Below are 15,566 nucleotides of genomic sequence, written 5' to 3' on the forward strand. Positions count from 1 at the left end.
CCTCTTTGCGGCGTTTGTCAGCTTCCTGCGCGCTTACGTCCGGTTTTGTGAAATTCTACGTCAGATGTGCGGTATCGTCTTGCGAATCTGTCGAACGAAAGCTAATGCTCACTAACGTGCCGCCGCCGGACGGTTGAGAAAAACTCAGCGTGCCGCCAAGCCGTTCCGCACGTTCCCGCATAATATTCAGGCCGTAATGCCCTGCCGGTTCATCCGGTTCGCCAATGCCCACGCCGTTATCGCGAATATAGACCGTATGATCGCCATCCGGCGCGGTCACGCAGCTGACGGCGATTTCACTGGCATTCGCGTGCTTCATCGCGTTAAGGACCGCTTCGCGAATAATTTGCAGTAAATGCACCTGCATCTGCGCGTCAAGCGCCAGCGTCGGCAGGCGGCAGTCCAGCGTCAGTTTCGCGGGCGTCTGAGCTTGCAGGGTTTCCAGCATCTCATGCAGCGCGGAGGGGAGATCGGCCTGCTGCAGCGTCAGGCGGAAGGTCGTCAGCAGTTCGCGTAACTGGCGGTATGCATCATTCAGCGCCCGGGAGAAGTCATCCATGATTGACTGCGCAGGGGCGTTATCTTCCGGAATCGAACGCTTCAGCAGCGTCAGTTGGATGCGCAAATAAGAGAGCACCTGCGCAAGCGAGTCGTGCAGTTCGCGGGCGATAGTGGCTCGTTCCTCCATCAACAACAGCTGCTGGAAATGCTTTTGCGCCTGGTTAAAGTACAAGCCGCGCCCAAGCATCGTTGAGACGCTGTTCAACAGGGGGATTGCGCTGTTCACGTTCTGGCTTTGCCAGTGCAGTTCACCGTAAACCGTGTCCTGCATCGTGACCGGCAGGATCTGCATCGGCAATTCGGCTTGTTTTTCGCCTTCGCTGATGCGCCAGTTCTCGCCAACGGTCAGCTCCAGAAACTGGGCGGCTTCGTTTTCGCGCACAATTTGCAGGATATGACGAAAACAGTGAACGTCAATCTGGCTGGTATTCAGCGCCTGCGAACACTGGTAAAGCACCTCAAGGCGACGTCTGGACTCGTGCAGGTCGCGGGTTTTTTCCTCCACGCTGGCTTCAAGCGAACGGTACAACTTGTGCAGCTCGCTCGACATCTGGTTGAAGGTTTTCGCCAGCAACCCCAGTTCGTTCGGCAGATGGGTTTCCAGCGGAGGGGAATCGAACTGGCCGTGTTCAATACGCTGGCTGGCCATCACCAACTGACTTAACGGACGTACTACCTGATGGCGAATACGTCGCAGGGTGAAAAAAACAAGGGTAAAGATACCGATGCCGCCCGCCAGCGACGTGCCGACAACCAGCATGACCTTGCGTTCGGCGTAGTGCTGTAACGCCAATACGAACAGATCGATCTTATCGACATAGGCATTAATGTTGGCCTGATACCAGGGTAAATCGCCGTCAATCAGCCGCTTATTCATCTCCAGCCAGTTGGCGTGCAGTTGCCCGTAGCGGCTTTTTACCGCCTGCGGCACGTACCAGGCGTTCAGATTGCTGAGGGCGGGAGAGTTCAACGCCTGCTGGAAAAGCTGGCGATGGGCGGTCAACTGCGAACTGCGGCTTTGCAGATCGTAACCCAGCCGGTAGCTCTGCATGCGCAGCGAACCGGCGACGTTAATCGCCTCGGCATCGCGCAGGCTGCTCGCCAGCGTTAACAGCGCTACGCCGGTGGACAGAATCGACAGCAGAACAATGTAAAAAAAGGCCCGGGCCAGGCTGGCCGAGACGGGACGTTTGACGATCACTGGCGTGAGTTCCTTTAACCGTGTTCAGGATGAAACGCAGTTTCATTGAAGCTGAAATAAATTGATCTGCTTCAGGTTCTGTAGAAATAGTTGTGCTTCCTGGGCAGATGAACATTGCCGACGCCCTGCTTAGTCGGTAATAACACGTAAAGAATAAGGTTTTTACAACCAAAAAAGAAGGTCGCCATGAACCGTTTTATTATGGCCAACAGCCAACAGTGCCTGGGATGCCATGCCTGCGAAGTGGCTTGCGTTATGGCCCACAATGATGAGCAACACGTCCTGAGTCAACAACATTACCGGCCCCGGATCGCGGTCATCAAACACCAGCATCAGCGCAGTGCCGTCACCTGTCACCACTGCGAGGATGCTCCTTGCGCCCGCAGTTGCCCGAACGGCGCCATCAGCCATATTAACGATAGCGTACAGGTCAATGCGCAAAAATGTATTGGCTGTAAATCCTGCGTGGTGGCATGCCCGTTTGGCGCGATGCAGATTGTCCTGACGCCGGTCGCGAAAGATCAGGTTAACGCGACCGCCTACAAGTGCGATCTTTGCGCAGGGCGCGAAAACGGACCGGCCTGTGTGGAAAACTGCCCGGCGGACGCGCTGCAACTGGTGACGGAAGGGAGCTTAGCCCGCCTGGCGAAAGCGCGACGACTGCGTACAGCGCGCCAGGAAATCCAGCCCTGGCATGCGGAAACAGGAGGACAAACATCGCCGGGTATCAGCAAAATCGAGCAGATGCGCGCCACGCCTGCGCGCGGTGAGCCGGATAAGCTGGCCATTGACGCGCGCAAAACCGGCTTTGATGAAATCTACCTGCCGTTTCGCAGCGCGCAGGCAAAGCAGGAAGCGTCGCGCTGCCTGAAATGCGGCGAGCACAGCATTTGTGAGTGGACCTGCCCGTTGCACAATCACATTCCGCAGTGGATTGAACGGGTGAAGGCTGGCGACATTGATGCGGCGGTAGAACTCTCTCATCAAACCAACTGCTTGCCGGAAATCACCGGGCGTGTTTGTCCTCAGGATCGTCTCTGTGAAGGGGCCTGTACGGTGCGGGACGAATATGGCGCGGTGACCATTGGCAATATTGAACGTTACATATCCGATCGCGCGCTGGCAAACGGCTGGCGACCGGACCTCAGCGACGTACGGCAAAGTGATAAACGGGTGGCGATTATCGGCGCGGGTCCGGCGGGCCTGGCCTGTGCGGACGTGCTGGCGCGCCACGGCATCAGCGCCACGGTTTTCGACAGGCATCCGGAGATCGGCGGGCTGCTGACCTTCGGCATTCCGGCGTTTAAACTCGACAAATCGCTGCTGGCGCGCCGCCGGGAAATCTTCAGCGCAATGGGCATTCATTTCGAGCTGAACTGCGAAGTAGGTCGCGACGTCAGGCTGGAGACGCTACTGGACGAATACGACGCGGTGTTTGTCGGCGTAGGGACCTACCGTTCGATGAAAGCCGACTTACCTAACGAAGATGCGCCGGGCGTGTATGACGCGTTGCCGTTCCTTATTGCCAACACCAAACAGCTGATGGGGCTGGATGAACACCCGGATGAACCGTACATCAATACCGCCGGGTTAAACGTCGTGGTGCTTGGCGGGGGAGATACGGCCATGGACTGCGTGCGTACCGCGCTGCGTCACGGCGCAAGCAAAGTGACCTGCGCCTACCGTCGCGACGAAGCCAATATGCCCGGCTCGAAGAAAGAGGTGAAGAACGCGCGCGAAGAGGGGGCTAATTTTGAATTTAACGTTCAGCCTGTTGAGCTGGAACTGAATGCCGAAGGCCGGGTTTGCGGCGTGCGCTTCCTGCGTACCGAGCTTGGCGAGCCGGACGCCCAGGGCCGCCGCCGTCCGGTACCCATCGCCGGCAGCGAGTTTGTGATGCCCGCGGACGCGGTGATCATGGCGTTTGGTTTTCATCCGCACGGCATGCCGTGGCTGGAAACCCACGGCGTGAAGGTGGATAGCTGGGGACGCATAGCGGCAAACGTTGAAAGCGCCTACCGCTACCAGACCACTAACCCGAAAATCTTCGCCGGTGGTGATGCGGTACGCGGCGCAGATCTGGTGGTGACCGCGATGGCCGAAGGGCGTCATGCCGCGCAGGGGATTATCGACTGGCTGGGGGAATAGTCCCTGTGCCTGATGGGGTGTGGTTAAGCTGGCGTCGACTTCGCACTCCTGATGTCGGATAAGACGCTCAGCGTCGTCCGGCATCGCACATAATTCAGCGTAATCCCACGCAGACAAATCCGGATCCGCGGCGTAGTATGTTTTCTCACCTTACGCTGTGGAGCCGGTATGTCGCAAAAAATTACCCTCGTTAAAGACAAAATCCTTTCTGATAACTATTTCATCCTGCGCAATATCACCTACGATCTGACCCGCTCAAGCGGCGAGGTGATTCGTCACAAGCGCGAAGTGTACGACCGCGGCAACGGCGCGACCATTCTGCTGTATAACGCTGAGAAAAAAACGGTGGTGCTGATCCGTCAGTTCCGCGTCGCGACCTGGGTTAATGGCAATGAAAGCGGACAGCTCATTGAAACCTGCGCCGGACTGCTCGACAACGACGAGCCGGAAGCCTGTATCCGCAAAGAGGCCATTGAAGAAACCGGCTATGCCGTCGGCGAAGTGCGTAAATTATTTGAGCTGTATATGTCCCCCGGCGGCGTCACGGAACTGATCCATTTCTTTATTGCTGAGTACAGTGACAGCCAGCGCGCAAATGCGGGCGGCGGCGTCGAAGATGAAGAGATCGACGTGCTGGAGCTTCCCTTTACCCGGGCGCTGGAGATGATTAAAACGGGCGAGATACGAGACGGTAAGACCGTGTTATTGCTTAACTATTTGCATTCTTCGCATTTAATGGATTGATAATTAAAGGTTATATTTCTTTACGAATTATTGACGCAATCCGATAAATCCGATTGAGGATGGCTAACTGCGCAACGAAGATACGACCTGTTGCTCGTTTGACTTCTGGGGTTATCACCGTCCATGCGCTATCGCGTCATTTTCCTTTTCCTGCTCGGCCTGCTTCCGGGTCGACTGTTATGGGCGGCCCCGGCGCAGCAGGCCTTTTCTGACTGGCAGGTGACCTGTAATAACCAAAACTTCTGCATTGCGCGTAATACCGGTGACCATGGCGGTCTGGTGATGACCCTCAGCCGTAGCGCAGGCGCACATACTGACGCCGTTTTGCGTATCGATCTTGGCGGCTTAAAAACGCCAGAGGGCGAAAAAGAGATCGCGCCGCGACTACTGCTTGACGGTCATCCTCTGGCCCTGAACGGCCAGCGCTGGCGCGTCACGGCATGGCATCTCATGACTGACGATACGGCGACGATAAGCGAGTTTCTGCAGACGATTCAGGAAAGCGACGCGATTACCCTGCGTAAAGGCAGTCAGCGCATTTCATTAACCGGGCTGAAGGCCGCGCTGCTGTTTATCGACGCGCAGCAAAAGCGCGTGGGAAGCGAAACGGCGTGGATTGATAAAGGCGACGATCCGCCCCTCAGCGTGCCGCCCGCGCCCGCACTGAAAGGCGTGGCGGTAGTTAACCCCACGCCCACGCCGCTGTCCCTTGAAGAACGAAACGATCTGCTCGATTACGGTAACTGGCGAATGAACGGTATTCGCTGTTCGCTTGATCCGTCACGCCGGGATGTCCGCGTCACTGCGCTCACCGATGATAAAGCCCTGATGATGATTGCCTGCGAAGCCGGCGCGTGGAACACCGTCGATCTGGCGTGGGTTGTGTCGCGCAAAAAACCGTTGGCTTCCCACGCTGTTCGTCTGCGTCTGCCGTTTAAAAACGGGTCGGGGGGCAATGACATGGAGTTGATGAACGCCAGTTTTGATGAGAAATCCCGCGAGTTGATAACTCTGGCGAAGGGGCGGGGAATGACGGATTGCGGTATTCAGACCCGCTGGCGCTTTGACGGTCAACGTTTTCGCCTGGTGCGTTACGCGGAAGAACCGAGCTGCGATGGCTGGCATGGGCCAGATGCCTGGCCCACGCTGTGGATTACGCGCTAAGGTGGAGACAGATATCAGGCCTTCAGCACTTTCTGCGCCTTCGCAACGATATTCTCGACCGTAAAGCCAAAGTACGGGAACAGCTTGTCGGCAGGCGCCGATTCCCCGTAACCCGTCATACCGACAATTGCGCCTTTCAGGCCGACGTATTTGTACCAGTAATCGGCAATACCGGCTTCGACCGCCACGCGCGCCGTCACATTTGACGGCAGCACCGACTCACGGTATGCCTCGTCCTGGGCATCAAAAATGTCCGTTGAAGGCAACGAAACCACCCGCACGTTACGTCCTTCGCCGGTCAGCTTTTCCGCCGCCTGCAGCGTAATTTCCATCTCCGAACCGGTGGCGATCAGAATGATGTCCGGCTTGCCGCCGCTGTCTTTTAGCACGTAGCCGCCGCGGGCAATCTCTTTTACCTGCTCCGGCGTACGCTCGACCTGCGCCAGATTCTGACGTGACAGGATAAGCGCCGTTGGACCGTTATGACGTTCCACCGCCAGCTTCCAGCCGACCGCCGCCTCAACCTGATCGCATGGTCGCCAGGTGCTGAAGTTCGGCGTCAGGCGCAGGCTCGCCAGTTGTTCCACCGCCTGGTGGGTCGGGCCATCTTCCCCCAGGCCAATGGAGTCATGGGTATACACCATGATCTGCCGCGCCTTCATCAGCGCCGCCATGCGCGCGGCGTTTCGCGCATACTCGACAAACATCAGGAAGGTAGCGGTGTAGGGGACAAATCCGCCGTGATGAGCAATGCCGTTGGCGATGGCGGTCATGCCGAATTCGCGCACGCCGTAATGGATATAATTTCCCGCCGGGTCCTCTTTCAGCGAGGTGGAGCCTTTCCAGATGGTCAGGTTGCTGGGCGCCAGATCCGCCGAGCCGCCAAGCAGCTCCGGCAGCAGCGGTCCATAGACATTGAGCGTGTTTTGCGAGGCTTTGCGGGTGGCGATTTTCGCCGGATTCGCCTGCAGGTCGTTGATGAATTTCTGCGTCGTCTCTTCCCAGGCTTCCGGCAGGCCGCCGCTCATCCGGCGGCTAAACTCGGCGGCAAGATCCGGATACGCCTTCTCATAGGCGGCAAATTTTTCTTTCCAGCGCTGTTGCGCTTTTTCGCCTTTCTCACGGGCATCCCAGGCGCGATAAATCTCTTTTGGGATCTCAAACGCCGGATGGCGCCAACCCAGCTTCTGGCGGGTCAGTGCGACTTCTTCTTCGCCCAGCGCTGCGCCGTGCGACTCCTCTTTACCTGCTTTGTTCGGTGAGCCAAAACCAATAACCGTACGGCAGATAATCAGCGACGGCTTGTCCTTCACGCTCTGGGCTTCCTGAATCGCTTTCTTCACCGCTTCCGGATCGTGGCCGTCTATTTCATGCACCACATGCCAGTGGTAGGCTTCAAACCGTTTAGCCGTGTCATCGGTAAACCAGCCTTCGGTTTCGCCATCAATGGAAATGCCGTTGTGATCGTAAAAGCCGATCAGTTTGCCGAGACCCAGCGTGCCCGCCAGCGAACACACTTCGTGTGAAATCCCTTCCATCAGACAGCCGTCGCCCATAAACACATATGTGAAGTGGTCGACGATCTCATGATCCGGCTGGTTGAACTGCGCGGCGAGAGTGCGTTCCGCAATGGCCAGGCCGACGGCGTTCGCCAGCCCCTGACCCAACGGGCCGGTGGTGGTTTCTACACCCGGCGTATAACCGATTTCCGGATGGCCCGGCGTTTTGGAGTGTAGCTGGCGGAAGTTTTTTAACTCCTCCAGCGGCAGGTCGTAGCCGGACAGGTGCAGCAGGCTGTAGAGCAGCATCGAGGCATGACCGTTAGAGAGAATAAAGCGGTCACGGTCGTACCAGGTGGGATCGGTCGGATTATGCTTGAGAAAATCGTTCCATAGCACTTCGGCAATATCGGCCATCCCCATCGGGGCGCCGGGGTGGCCGGAATTGGCTTTCTGCACGGCATCCATACTGAGCGCGCGAATGGCGTTGGCAAGTTCTTTACGGGACATATTTCTCTCCGTGGCAGTGTTTAAAGTTTGGCAGCGAGCAGGTCTTCCAGTTTGCGCTGGTCGACGGCGAACTGACGGATGCCGTCAGACAGCTTTTCAACCGCCATTGCGTCCTGGTTATGTTCCCAGCGGAATTCGGCTTCGCTCATCGGCGTCGGACGATGGAAGGTTTGCGAAGAGGGCACCAGCTTGCGAATGACCGGTTCTTCTTTTTCCTGCAGCTGTTTCAGCAGGTCAGGGGAGATGGTCAGGCGGTCGCAGCCTGTCAGTGCCAGAATCTGTTCGGTACGGCGGAAGCTGGCCCCCATGACGATGGTTTCATAGCGGTGCTGCTTGTAGTAGTCATAGATGTTCCGCACGGATTTCACCCCCGGATCTTCATCCACCACATACGGATCCATCGGACTGCGCGCCTGATACCAGTCATAGATGCGCCCGACAAAGGGGGAGATCAGATATACGCCCGCTTCAGCGCAGGCGCGGGCCTGGGCGAAAGAGAACAGCAGCGTCAGGTTGCAGTTGATGCCTTCTTTTTCTAACGCTTCCGCCGCGCGAATGCCTTCCCAGGTGGAGGCCAGCTTGATCAAAATGCGTGATTTTTCGATGCCCTGCTGCTGATACAGGTCGACCAGATGACGTGCTTTCTCGATACTTTTTTGTTTATCGAACGAGAGGCGGGCATCGACTTCGGTCGATACGCGACCGGGGATGCTTTTCAGAATTTCCGCACCAAAATTGACCGCCAGCTTATCGCAGGCTTCCGCGACCTGCTGCTCCTGGGTTTTACCGAGTTTTTTACCCCATTCGAGGGCGTCGTCGATCAGGTGGCTGTAATGGTCAAGACCCGCCGCTTTCAGCAGCAGCGAAGGGTTGGTGGTGGCATCCTGGGGCTGATAATGGCGAATCGACTCAATGTCGCCGCTGTCCGCCACGACAGTAGTGAATTGTTTGATGCCGTCTAACTGGTTCATAGGAAATACTCCTTGAAAAGTAAAGTGTTAGGTGAGTGCGTTAATTCACACTTCTGGAAAATTCATGAACTGCATAACAAAAAAGCATAGCAGACAGGCATGGTATTGCTGGCGCAACCGGGTAACATGGTTGTTATGAGTTGATTACAATTTCATTATTTTGAGTCGTAAGAGTTTGGCGACCTTCAAAGTTTGCGCCCCGCACAGCGGTGATAATGTGCGGCGCACCAGGCTGTTGCGTCTCATTTTTTGATCGTTACGTGAAAAGGAACAACAAGATGGATGACCAGTTAAAACAAAGCGCGCTTGATTTCCACGAATTCCCTGTCCCCGGTAAGATCCAGGTCTCTCCAACCAAGCCTCTGGCGACACAGCGCGATCTGGCGCTGGCCTACTCGCCGGGCGTCGCGGCCCCTTGTCTTGAAATTGAAAAAGATCCGCTGGCGGCCTACAAATACACTGCGCGCGGCAACCTCGTCGCGGTGATCTCTAACGGTACGGCAGTGCTCGGCTTAGGCAATATCGGCGCGCTGGCCGGTAAGCCGGTGATGGAAGGCAAAGGCGTACTGTTCAAAAAATTTGCCGGTATCGACGTGTTCGATATCGAAGTCGACGAGCTGGATCCGGATAAATTTATCAACGTGGTGGCCGCGCTGGAACCGACCTTCGGCGGCATCAACCTCGAAGACATTAAAGCGCCGGAATGTTTCTATATTGAACAACAGCTGCGTGAGCGGATGAACATTCCGGTGTTCCACGACGATCAGCACGGGACCGCCATCATCAGCACAGCCGCTATTCTGAACGGCCTGCGGGTGGTGGAAAAGAACATCTCCGATGTGCGAATGGTCGTTTCCGGCGCGGGCGCGGCGGCTATCGCATGTATGAACCTGCTGGTGGCGCTGGGGATGCAGAAACACAATATTGTGGTCTGCGACTCGAAAGGCGTGATCTACAAAGGTCGCGAGCCGAATATGGCGGAAACCAAAGCGGCCTATGCGGTGGACGATGACGGCAAACGCACGCTGGATGATGTCATTGACGGCGCGGACATCTTCCTCGGCTGCTCCGGCCCGAAAGTGCTGACCCAGGAGATGGTCAAGAAAATGGCCCGTGCGCCAATGATTCTGGCGCTGGCGAACCCGGAACCGGAAATCCTGCCGCCGTTGGCGAAAGAGGTTCGCCCGGACGCGATTATCTGTACCGGACGCTCGGATTATCCGAATCAGGTGAACAATGTCCTGTGCTTCCCGTTCATTTTCCGCGGCGCGCTGGACGTTGGCGCCACCGCAATCAACGAAGAGATGAAGCTGGCGGCGGTACATGCGATAGCCGAACTGGCCCACGCCGAGCAGAGCGAAGTGGTGGCCTCGGCTTATGGCGATCAGGATCTGAGTTTCGGTCCGGAATACATCATTCCGAAACCGTTCGATCCGCGTTTAATCGTTAAAATCGCGCCGGCCGTAGCGAAAGCGGCGATGGACTCCGGCGTGGCGAAACGGCCCATCGCCGACTTTGACGTCTATGTCGATAAGCTGACCGAATTTGTCTATAAAACCAACCTGTTTATGAAGCCGATCTTCTCCCAGGCGCGCAAAGAGCCGAAGCGCGTGGTGCTGCCGGAAGGGGAAGAGGCGCGCGTGCTGCATGCCACCCAGGAGTTAGTGACCCTGGGACTGGCGAAGCCCATCCTGATTGGCCGTCCGGGCGTGATCGAGATGCGCATCCAGAAGCTGGGATTACAGATCAAAGCGGGCGTTGATTTTGAGATCGTCAACAACGAATCCGATCCGCGTTTCAAAGAGTACTGGAGCGAGTATTACCAGATCATGAAGCGCCGTGGGATCACCCAGGAGCAGGCGCAGCGGGCGATGATCGGCAATCATACGGCCATTGGCGCGATCATGGTGCAACGCGGTGAAGCCGATGCGATGATCTGCGGCACTATCGGTGACTACCATGAGCACTTCAGCGTGGTCAAAGAGGTGTTCGGTTACCGTGAAGGCGTGCATGCGGCGGGGGCGATGAACGCGCTGCTGCTGCCGAGCGGTAACACCTTCATTGCCGATACCTATGTCAATGAAGATCCGACGCCGGAAGAGCTGGCGGAGATCACCCTGATGGCGGCGGAGTCGGTGCGTCGCTTTGGTATTGAGCCGAAGGTGGCGCTGCTTTCGCATTCCAACTTTGGGTCATCCAATGCGCCAGCGGCCAGCAAAATGCGCGAAGCGCTGGCGCTGATCAAACAACGGGCTCCGGAACTGATGATCGACGGCGAAATGCACGGTGACGCGGCGCTGGTGGAAAGTATTCGCAATGACCGGATGCCGGACAGTCCGCTGAAAGGTTCCGCCAATATTCTGGTGATGCCGAATATGGAAGCGGCACGTATTAGTTACAACTTACTGCGCGTTTCCAGTTCTGAAGGCGTGACCGTCGGGCCAGTATTAATGGGCGTGGCGAAGCCAGTACATGTATTAACGCCGATCGCCTCTGTGCGGCGGATTGTTAATATGGTGGCGCTGGCGGTCGTCGAAGCACAAACGCAACCGCTGTAATTTCACTTTAATTCATTTCGGCGCGGGTCTTTCCCGCGCTTTTTTATTTCTGCGTAATAGTGATCTCCTTCACCTTTTAAATCACCTTGCCGAATTTTGTTATTTACCCCAGCAAAAAATTGCCACGATAAGACCAGTTTCAACAGGGGCGGTGGCCAATGGATAAAGAACGCATCATTCAGGAATTTGTGCCGGGTAAACAGGTCACGCTGGCGCATCTCATTGCGCATCCAGGTGAAGAACTGGCGAAAAAGATCGGCGTTCCCGAGGCAGGCGCTATCGGCATTATGACGCTGACGCCAGGTGAGACCGCCATGATTGCAGGCGATCTGGCGATGAAAGCCGCCGATGTCCATATCGGCTTTCTCGACCGGTTCAGCGGCGCGCTGGTGATTTATGGAACCGTCGGCGCGGTAGAGGAAGCATTATTGCAAACGGTCAGCGGACTTGGGCGCTTATTAAATTTTACCCTGTGTGAGCTGACCAAAAGCTAATTCGGAGCCGGTATGAAACGTATTGCGTTTGTGGGGACGGTAGGCGCGGGAAAAACGACGCTTTTTAACGCGCTGCAGGGAAATTATTCCCTCGCCAGGAAAACGCAGGCCGTGGAATTTAATGCCGACGGCGATATTGACACCCCCGGGGAATATTTCAGCCATCCCCGCTGGTACCACGCCTTAATAACCACGCTGCAGGACGTCGACACGTTGATTTATGTCCATGCGGCAAATGACAAAGAAAGTCGCTTACCTGCCGGGCTGTTAGATATTGGCGCCAGTAAACGACACATTGCGGTGATCAGCAAAACGGACAGGCCGGATGCCGACGTGCCTGCTACGCGGGCGTTACTGCGCGGGATGGGCTTTGCAGAGCCGATTTTTGCCCTCAACAGCCAGGATCCGGGCAGCGTACAGCATCTGGTGGACTATCTGAGTGAGCTTAGCCAAAAGGAGGAAGGGGCAGGTGAAAAAACTCATCACAGCGAATGATATACGTGCGGCTCATGCACGCGGCGAACAGGCGATGTCGGTGGTCCTGCGCGCCAGCATAATCACCCCGGAAGCGCGAGAGGTCGCGGAACTGCTGGGCGTGACGATAACGGAATGCGACGAATCTGCCCCGACGACGAGCAGCGCGGACGCGGGCAAATCCGATACCCAGCGCATTCGTGAAACCATCATAGCGCAGTTGCCGGAAGGGCAGTTCACCGAAAGCCTGGTTTCGCAACTGATGGAGAAAGTGCTGAAAGAAAAACAGTCGCTGGAGCAGGCCGGGATGCAGCCGGGCTTTAAATCCGTTACCGGCAAAGGCGGAATCAAGGTTGTTGACGGCAGCAGCGTGAAGTTTGGTCGTTTTGACGGCGCCGAACCACACTGCGTGGGCTTAACCGATCTGGTGACTGAGCAGGATGGCAGCAGCATGGCCGCCGGATTTATGCAATGGGACAACGCTTTCTTCCCGTGGACGCTGAACTACGACGAAATCGACATGGTGCTGGAAGGCGAACTGCATGTGCGTCATGAAGGCGAAACCCTGATCGCCAGAGCCGGGGACGTCATGTTTATCCCTAAAGGCTCCAGCATTGAATTTGGCACGCCGACGACCGTGCGTTTCCTGTACGTAGCGTGGCCTGCGAACTGGCAATCGGTATGAACGACTTCATCACCGAAGCATGGCTCAGAGCGAACCATACGCTCAGCGAGGGTGCGGAGATCCATCTTCCCGCCGACGCCCGCCTGACGCCCTCTGCCCGTGAACTGCTGGAAAGTCGCCGTCTGCGCATCAAATTTCTTGATGAGCAGGGCCGCCTGTTCGTCGACGACGAGCAACAGCAACTGCAGCCGGTGCACGGCCTGACCAGCAGTGACACCCATCCGCAGGCCTGCTGCGAACTGTGTCGCCAGCCGGTGAAGGAGAAGCCTGACACGCTGACCCATCTGACGGCGGACAAAATGGTCGCGAAAAGCGATCCGCGCCTGGGTTTTCGCGCCGCGCTGGACAGCACTATCGCGTTGACTGTGTGGCTGCAAACAGAACTGTCGGACCTCTGGCAACCGTGGCTGGCGGATATTCGTTCGCGGCTTGGCAATATTATGCGCGCCGACGCGATGGACGAGCCGCTGGCGGCGCAGTCGATTGTCGGCCTGAACGAAGACGATCTACACCGCCTTTCTCATCAGCCGTTGCGCTATCTCGACCACGACCATCTGGTGCCGGAAGCCCGCCACGGGCGCGACGCGGCGCTGCTTAACCTGCTACGCACCAAAGTGCGCGAAACGGAAACCATTGCCGCGCAGGTCTTTATCAACCGCAGTTTTGAGGTTCTGCGACCGGACATCATGCAGGCGCTGAACCGCCTTTCCAGCGCGGTCTACGTGATGATGATTTTGTCCGTCGCGACGCAGCCGCTTACCGTCAGTCAGATCCAACAGCGACTGGGAGGTGAACAATGATCATTGAACGCGCCCGCCAGTTGGCCTTACAGGCGCCTGCCAGGGTGGTGTTTCCGGATGCGTTAGACCCGCGCGTGTTAAAAGCGGCGCACTACCTGCAACAGCAGGGGCTGGCGCGCCCGGTTCTGGTCGCCAGCCCATTCGCTCTGCGTCAGTTTGCGTTGAGCCACCGCGTGGCCCTGGACGGGATTCAGGTCATCGACCCACAAAGCAATCCCGCAATGCGCGAGGATTTTGCCCGCCGCTGGCTGGCAAAAGCAGGCGAAAAAACGCCGTCGGATGCGGTGGAAAAACTGAGCGACCCGCTGATGTTTGCCGCAGCGATGGTCAGCGCGGGGCACGCTGATGTGTGCATTGCGGGCAATCTGTCATCGACGGCCAACGTGCTGCGCGCCGGACTACGCATCATTGGCCTTCAGCCTGGCTGCAAAACCTTGTCGTCCATTTTTTTGATGCTGCCGCAGTACGTTGGGCCAGCGTTAGGGTTTGCCGACTGTAGCGTGGTGCCGCAGCCCACGGCGGCGCAACTGGCGGATATCGCCATCGCCAGCGCGGCGTCATGGCGCGCCATTACCGGCGACGAGCCGCGGGTGGCGATGCTGTCGTTTTCCAGCCACGGCAGCGCCCGTCATCCTAACGTCGCTAACGTGCAGCAGGCGACAGAGATCGTGAGGGAACGCGCGCCCCAACTGCAGGTGGACGGTGAACTGCAGTTTGACGCCGCCTTCGTGCCGGAGGTCGCCGCGCAAAAAGCGCCCGACAGTCCGCTGCGGGGCAACGCCAACGTGATGGTCTTTCCGTCGCTGGAGGCGGGCAATATCGGCTACAAAATCGCCCAGCGTCTGGGCGGATACCGCGCTGTCGGGCCGCTGATTCAGGGGCTGGCCGCGCCGCTACATGACCTGTCACGGGGCTGTAGCGTACAGGAAATTATCGAACTGGCGCTGGTGGCCGCGGTGCCGCGCCAGACTGACGCGAGCCGCGTACGCGATTCGCAAACCCTGGTTGTATAAACGGTCCCGTTCTGGACCCCATGAGAGGAAAACACAATGGAAGCTTTAGGAATGATTGAAACCCGGGGCCTGGTTGCACTGATTGAGGCCTCTGACGCGATGGTGAAAGCCGCGCGCGTGAAACTGGTTGGTGTGAAGCAGATTGGTGGTGGTCTGGTGACCGCGATGGTACGCGGCGACGTCGCGGCGTGCAAAGCGGCAACGGATGCTGGCGCCGCCGCCGCGCAGCGCATTGGCGAGCTGGTCTCCGTACATGTTATCCCTCGTCCGCATGGCGATCTGGAAGAAGTCTTCCCGATCAGCTTCAAAGGCGACAGCAACATCTAAGCATGACACGTGGTGCCGGATGGCGCTGTGCTTATCCGGCCTACGGGAGACCACCCACGGCGTTCGGATTGTGTAGGCCGGATAAGGCGCCAGGCGCGGTCATCCGGCAACAAGGAGGCGGGTATGAAACTGGCTGTCGTTACAGGACAAATCGTCTGCACCGTCCGCCATCAGGGACTGGCCCACGACAAGCTGCTGATGGTCGAGATGATTGATGCTGCGGGCAACCCGGACGGGCAGTGCGCTGTCGCTATCGACAGTATCGGCGCGGGAACCGGCGAATGGGTACTGCTGGTCAGCGGCAGCTCGGCGCGTCAGGCGCACCGCAGTGAAGCCTCGCCGGTGGATCTGTGCGTCATTGGCATCGTCGATGAAGTGGTGGCGGGCGGTCAGGTGATTTTCCATAAATAGGACTGA

Annotated in this window: 14 protein-coding genes; 11 read left to right on the forward strand and 3 right to left on the reverse strand. The window is 57.5% G+C overall.

The annotated features are described in order from the left end of the window. Positions 1–55: 55 nt before the first annotated feature. Complete coding sequence (gene narQ / locus JY391_RS06700) at positions 56–1,762, reverse strand: nitrate/nitrite two-component system sensor histidine kinase NarQ (RefSeq protein ID WP_042290899.1); 1,707 nt, start codon at positions 1,760–1,762, stop codon at positions 56–58. A gap of 186 nt (positions 1,763–1,948) precedes the next feature. On the opposite strand from narQ, the gene aegA reads away from it, so the two are divergent. The 3 genes from aegA (at position 1,949) to JY391_RS06715 (ending at position 5,818) form a co-directional block, all read left to right on the forward strand. After that, positions 1,949–3,910, forward strand: a complete 1,962-nt coding sequence (gene aegA / locus JY391_RS06705; protein ID WP_211935436.1) for a formate-dependent uric acid utilization protein AegA — start codon at positions 1,949–1,951, stop codon at positions 3,908–3,910. A 168-nt stretch (positions 3,911–4,078) separates the two neighbouring features. Further along, positions 4,079–4,654 carry a GDP-mannose pyrophosphatase NudK gene (gene nudK, locus JY391_RS06710; protein WP_042290897.1) on the forward strand — a complete coding sequence of 192 codons (576 nt, stop codon included), beginning with the start codon at positions 4,079–4,081 and terminating at the stop codon, positions 4,652–4,654. 123 nt (positions 4,655–4,777) lie between these two features. Further along, entirely contained in the window at positions 4,778–5,818 is a 1,041-nt protein-coding gene (locus tag JY391_RS06715; protein WP_211935437.1) for a DUF1176 domain-containing protein, read from the forward strand. A gap of 14 nt (positions 5,819–5,832) precedes the next feature. Here JY391_RS06715 and tkt read toward each other — a convergent pair whose 3' ends face one another. Both tkt and tal read right to left on the reverse strand, forming a co-directional pair. Continuing rightward, positions 5,833–7,827 (reverse strand): transketolase, encoded by a 1,995-nt coding sequence (gene tkt, locus JY391_RS06720; protein ID WP_211935438.1) that lies wholly within the window; start codon positions 7,825–7,827, stop codon positions 5,833–5,835. Between the two features lie 20 nt (positions 7,828–7,847). Beyond that, positions 7,848–8,798: a transaldolase gene (gene tal, locus JY391_RS06725; RefSeq protein WP_211935439.1), complete on the reverse strand. Its 951-nt coding sequence runs from the start codon at positions 8,796–8,798 to the stop codon at positions 7,848–7,850. 278 nt (positions 8,799–9,076) lie between these two features. Between tal and maeB the strand changes: the two genes are divergently transcribed. The 8 genes from maeB (at position 9,077) to eutN (ending at position 15,560) form a co-directional block, all read left to right on the forward strand. After that, on the forward strand, positions 9,077–11,356 hold the full coding sequence (maeB, locus tag JY391_RS06730; protein WP_042290889.1) for an NADP-dependent oxaloacetate-decarboxylating malate dehydrogenase: 2,280 nt from the start codon (positions 9,077–9,079) through the stop codon (positions 11,354–11,356). 158 nt (positions 11,357–11,514) lie between these two features. Beyond that, on the forward strand, positions 11,515–11,850 hold the full coding sequence (gene eutS / locus JY391_RS06735; protein ID WP_042290888.1) for an ethanolamine utilization microcompartment protein EutS: 336 nt from the start codon (positions 11,515–11,517) through the stop codon (positions 11,848–11,850). Between the two features lie 12 nt (positions 11,851–11,862). After that, a complete protein-coding gene (eutP, locus tag JY391_RS06740) occupies positions 11,863–12,345 on the forward strand; it encodes an ethanolamine utilization acetate kinase EutP (RefSeq protein WP_211935440.1) in 483 nt (160 codons plus the stop codon). After that, entirely contained in the window at positions 12,320–13,009 is a 690-nt protein-coding gene (gene eutQ / locus JY391_RS06745) for an ethanolamine utilization acetate kinase EutQ (protein ID WP_200034795.1), read from the forward strand. Before eutP ends, eutQ begins: the two co-directional genes overlap by 26 nt. After that, a complete protein-coding gene (gene eutT, locus JY391_RS06750; protein WP_211935441.1) occupies positions 13,006–13,809 on the forward strand; it encodes an ethanolamine utilization cob(I)yrinic acid a,c-diamide adenosyltransferase EutT in 804 nt (267 codons plus the stop codon). The genes eutQ and eutT overlap by 4 nt, the downstream gene beginning before the upstream one ends. After that, positions 13,806–14,822, forward strand: coding sequence for a phosphate acetyltransferase (pta, locus tag JY391_RS06755; protein WP_199956599.1), 1,017 nt, complete (start codon positions 13,806–13,808; stop codon positions 14,820–14,822). Before eutT ends, pta begins: the two co-directional genes overlap by 4 nt. Positions 14,823–14,858: 36 nt before the next feature. Continuing rightward, positions 14,859–15,149 carry an ethanolamine utilization microcompartment protein EutM gene (gene eutM / locus JY391_RS06760; RefSeq protein ID WP_000387720.1) on the forward strand — a complete coding sequence of 97 codons (291 nt, stop codon included), beginning with the start codon at positions 14,859–14,861 and terminating at the stop codon, positions 15,147–15,149. A 123-nt stretch (positions 15,150–15,272) separates the two neighbouring features. After that, on the forward strand, positions 15,273–15,560 hold the full coding sequence (eutN, locus tag JY391_RS06765; RefSeq protein WP_042290880.1) for an ethanolamine utilization microcompartment protein EutN: 288 nt from the start codon (positions 15,273–15,275) through the stop codon (positions 15,558–15,560). Positions 15,561–15,566: the final 6 nt, after the last annotated feature.

Origin of the sequence: Citrobacter sedlakii, from assembly GCF_018128425.1 — a bacterium.
GTDB lineage: Bacteria > Pseudomonadota > Gammaproteobacteria > Enterobacterales > Enterobacteriaceae > Citrobacter_A > Citrobacter_A sedlakii.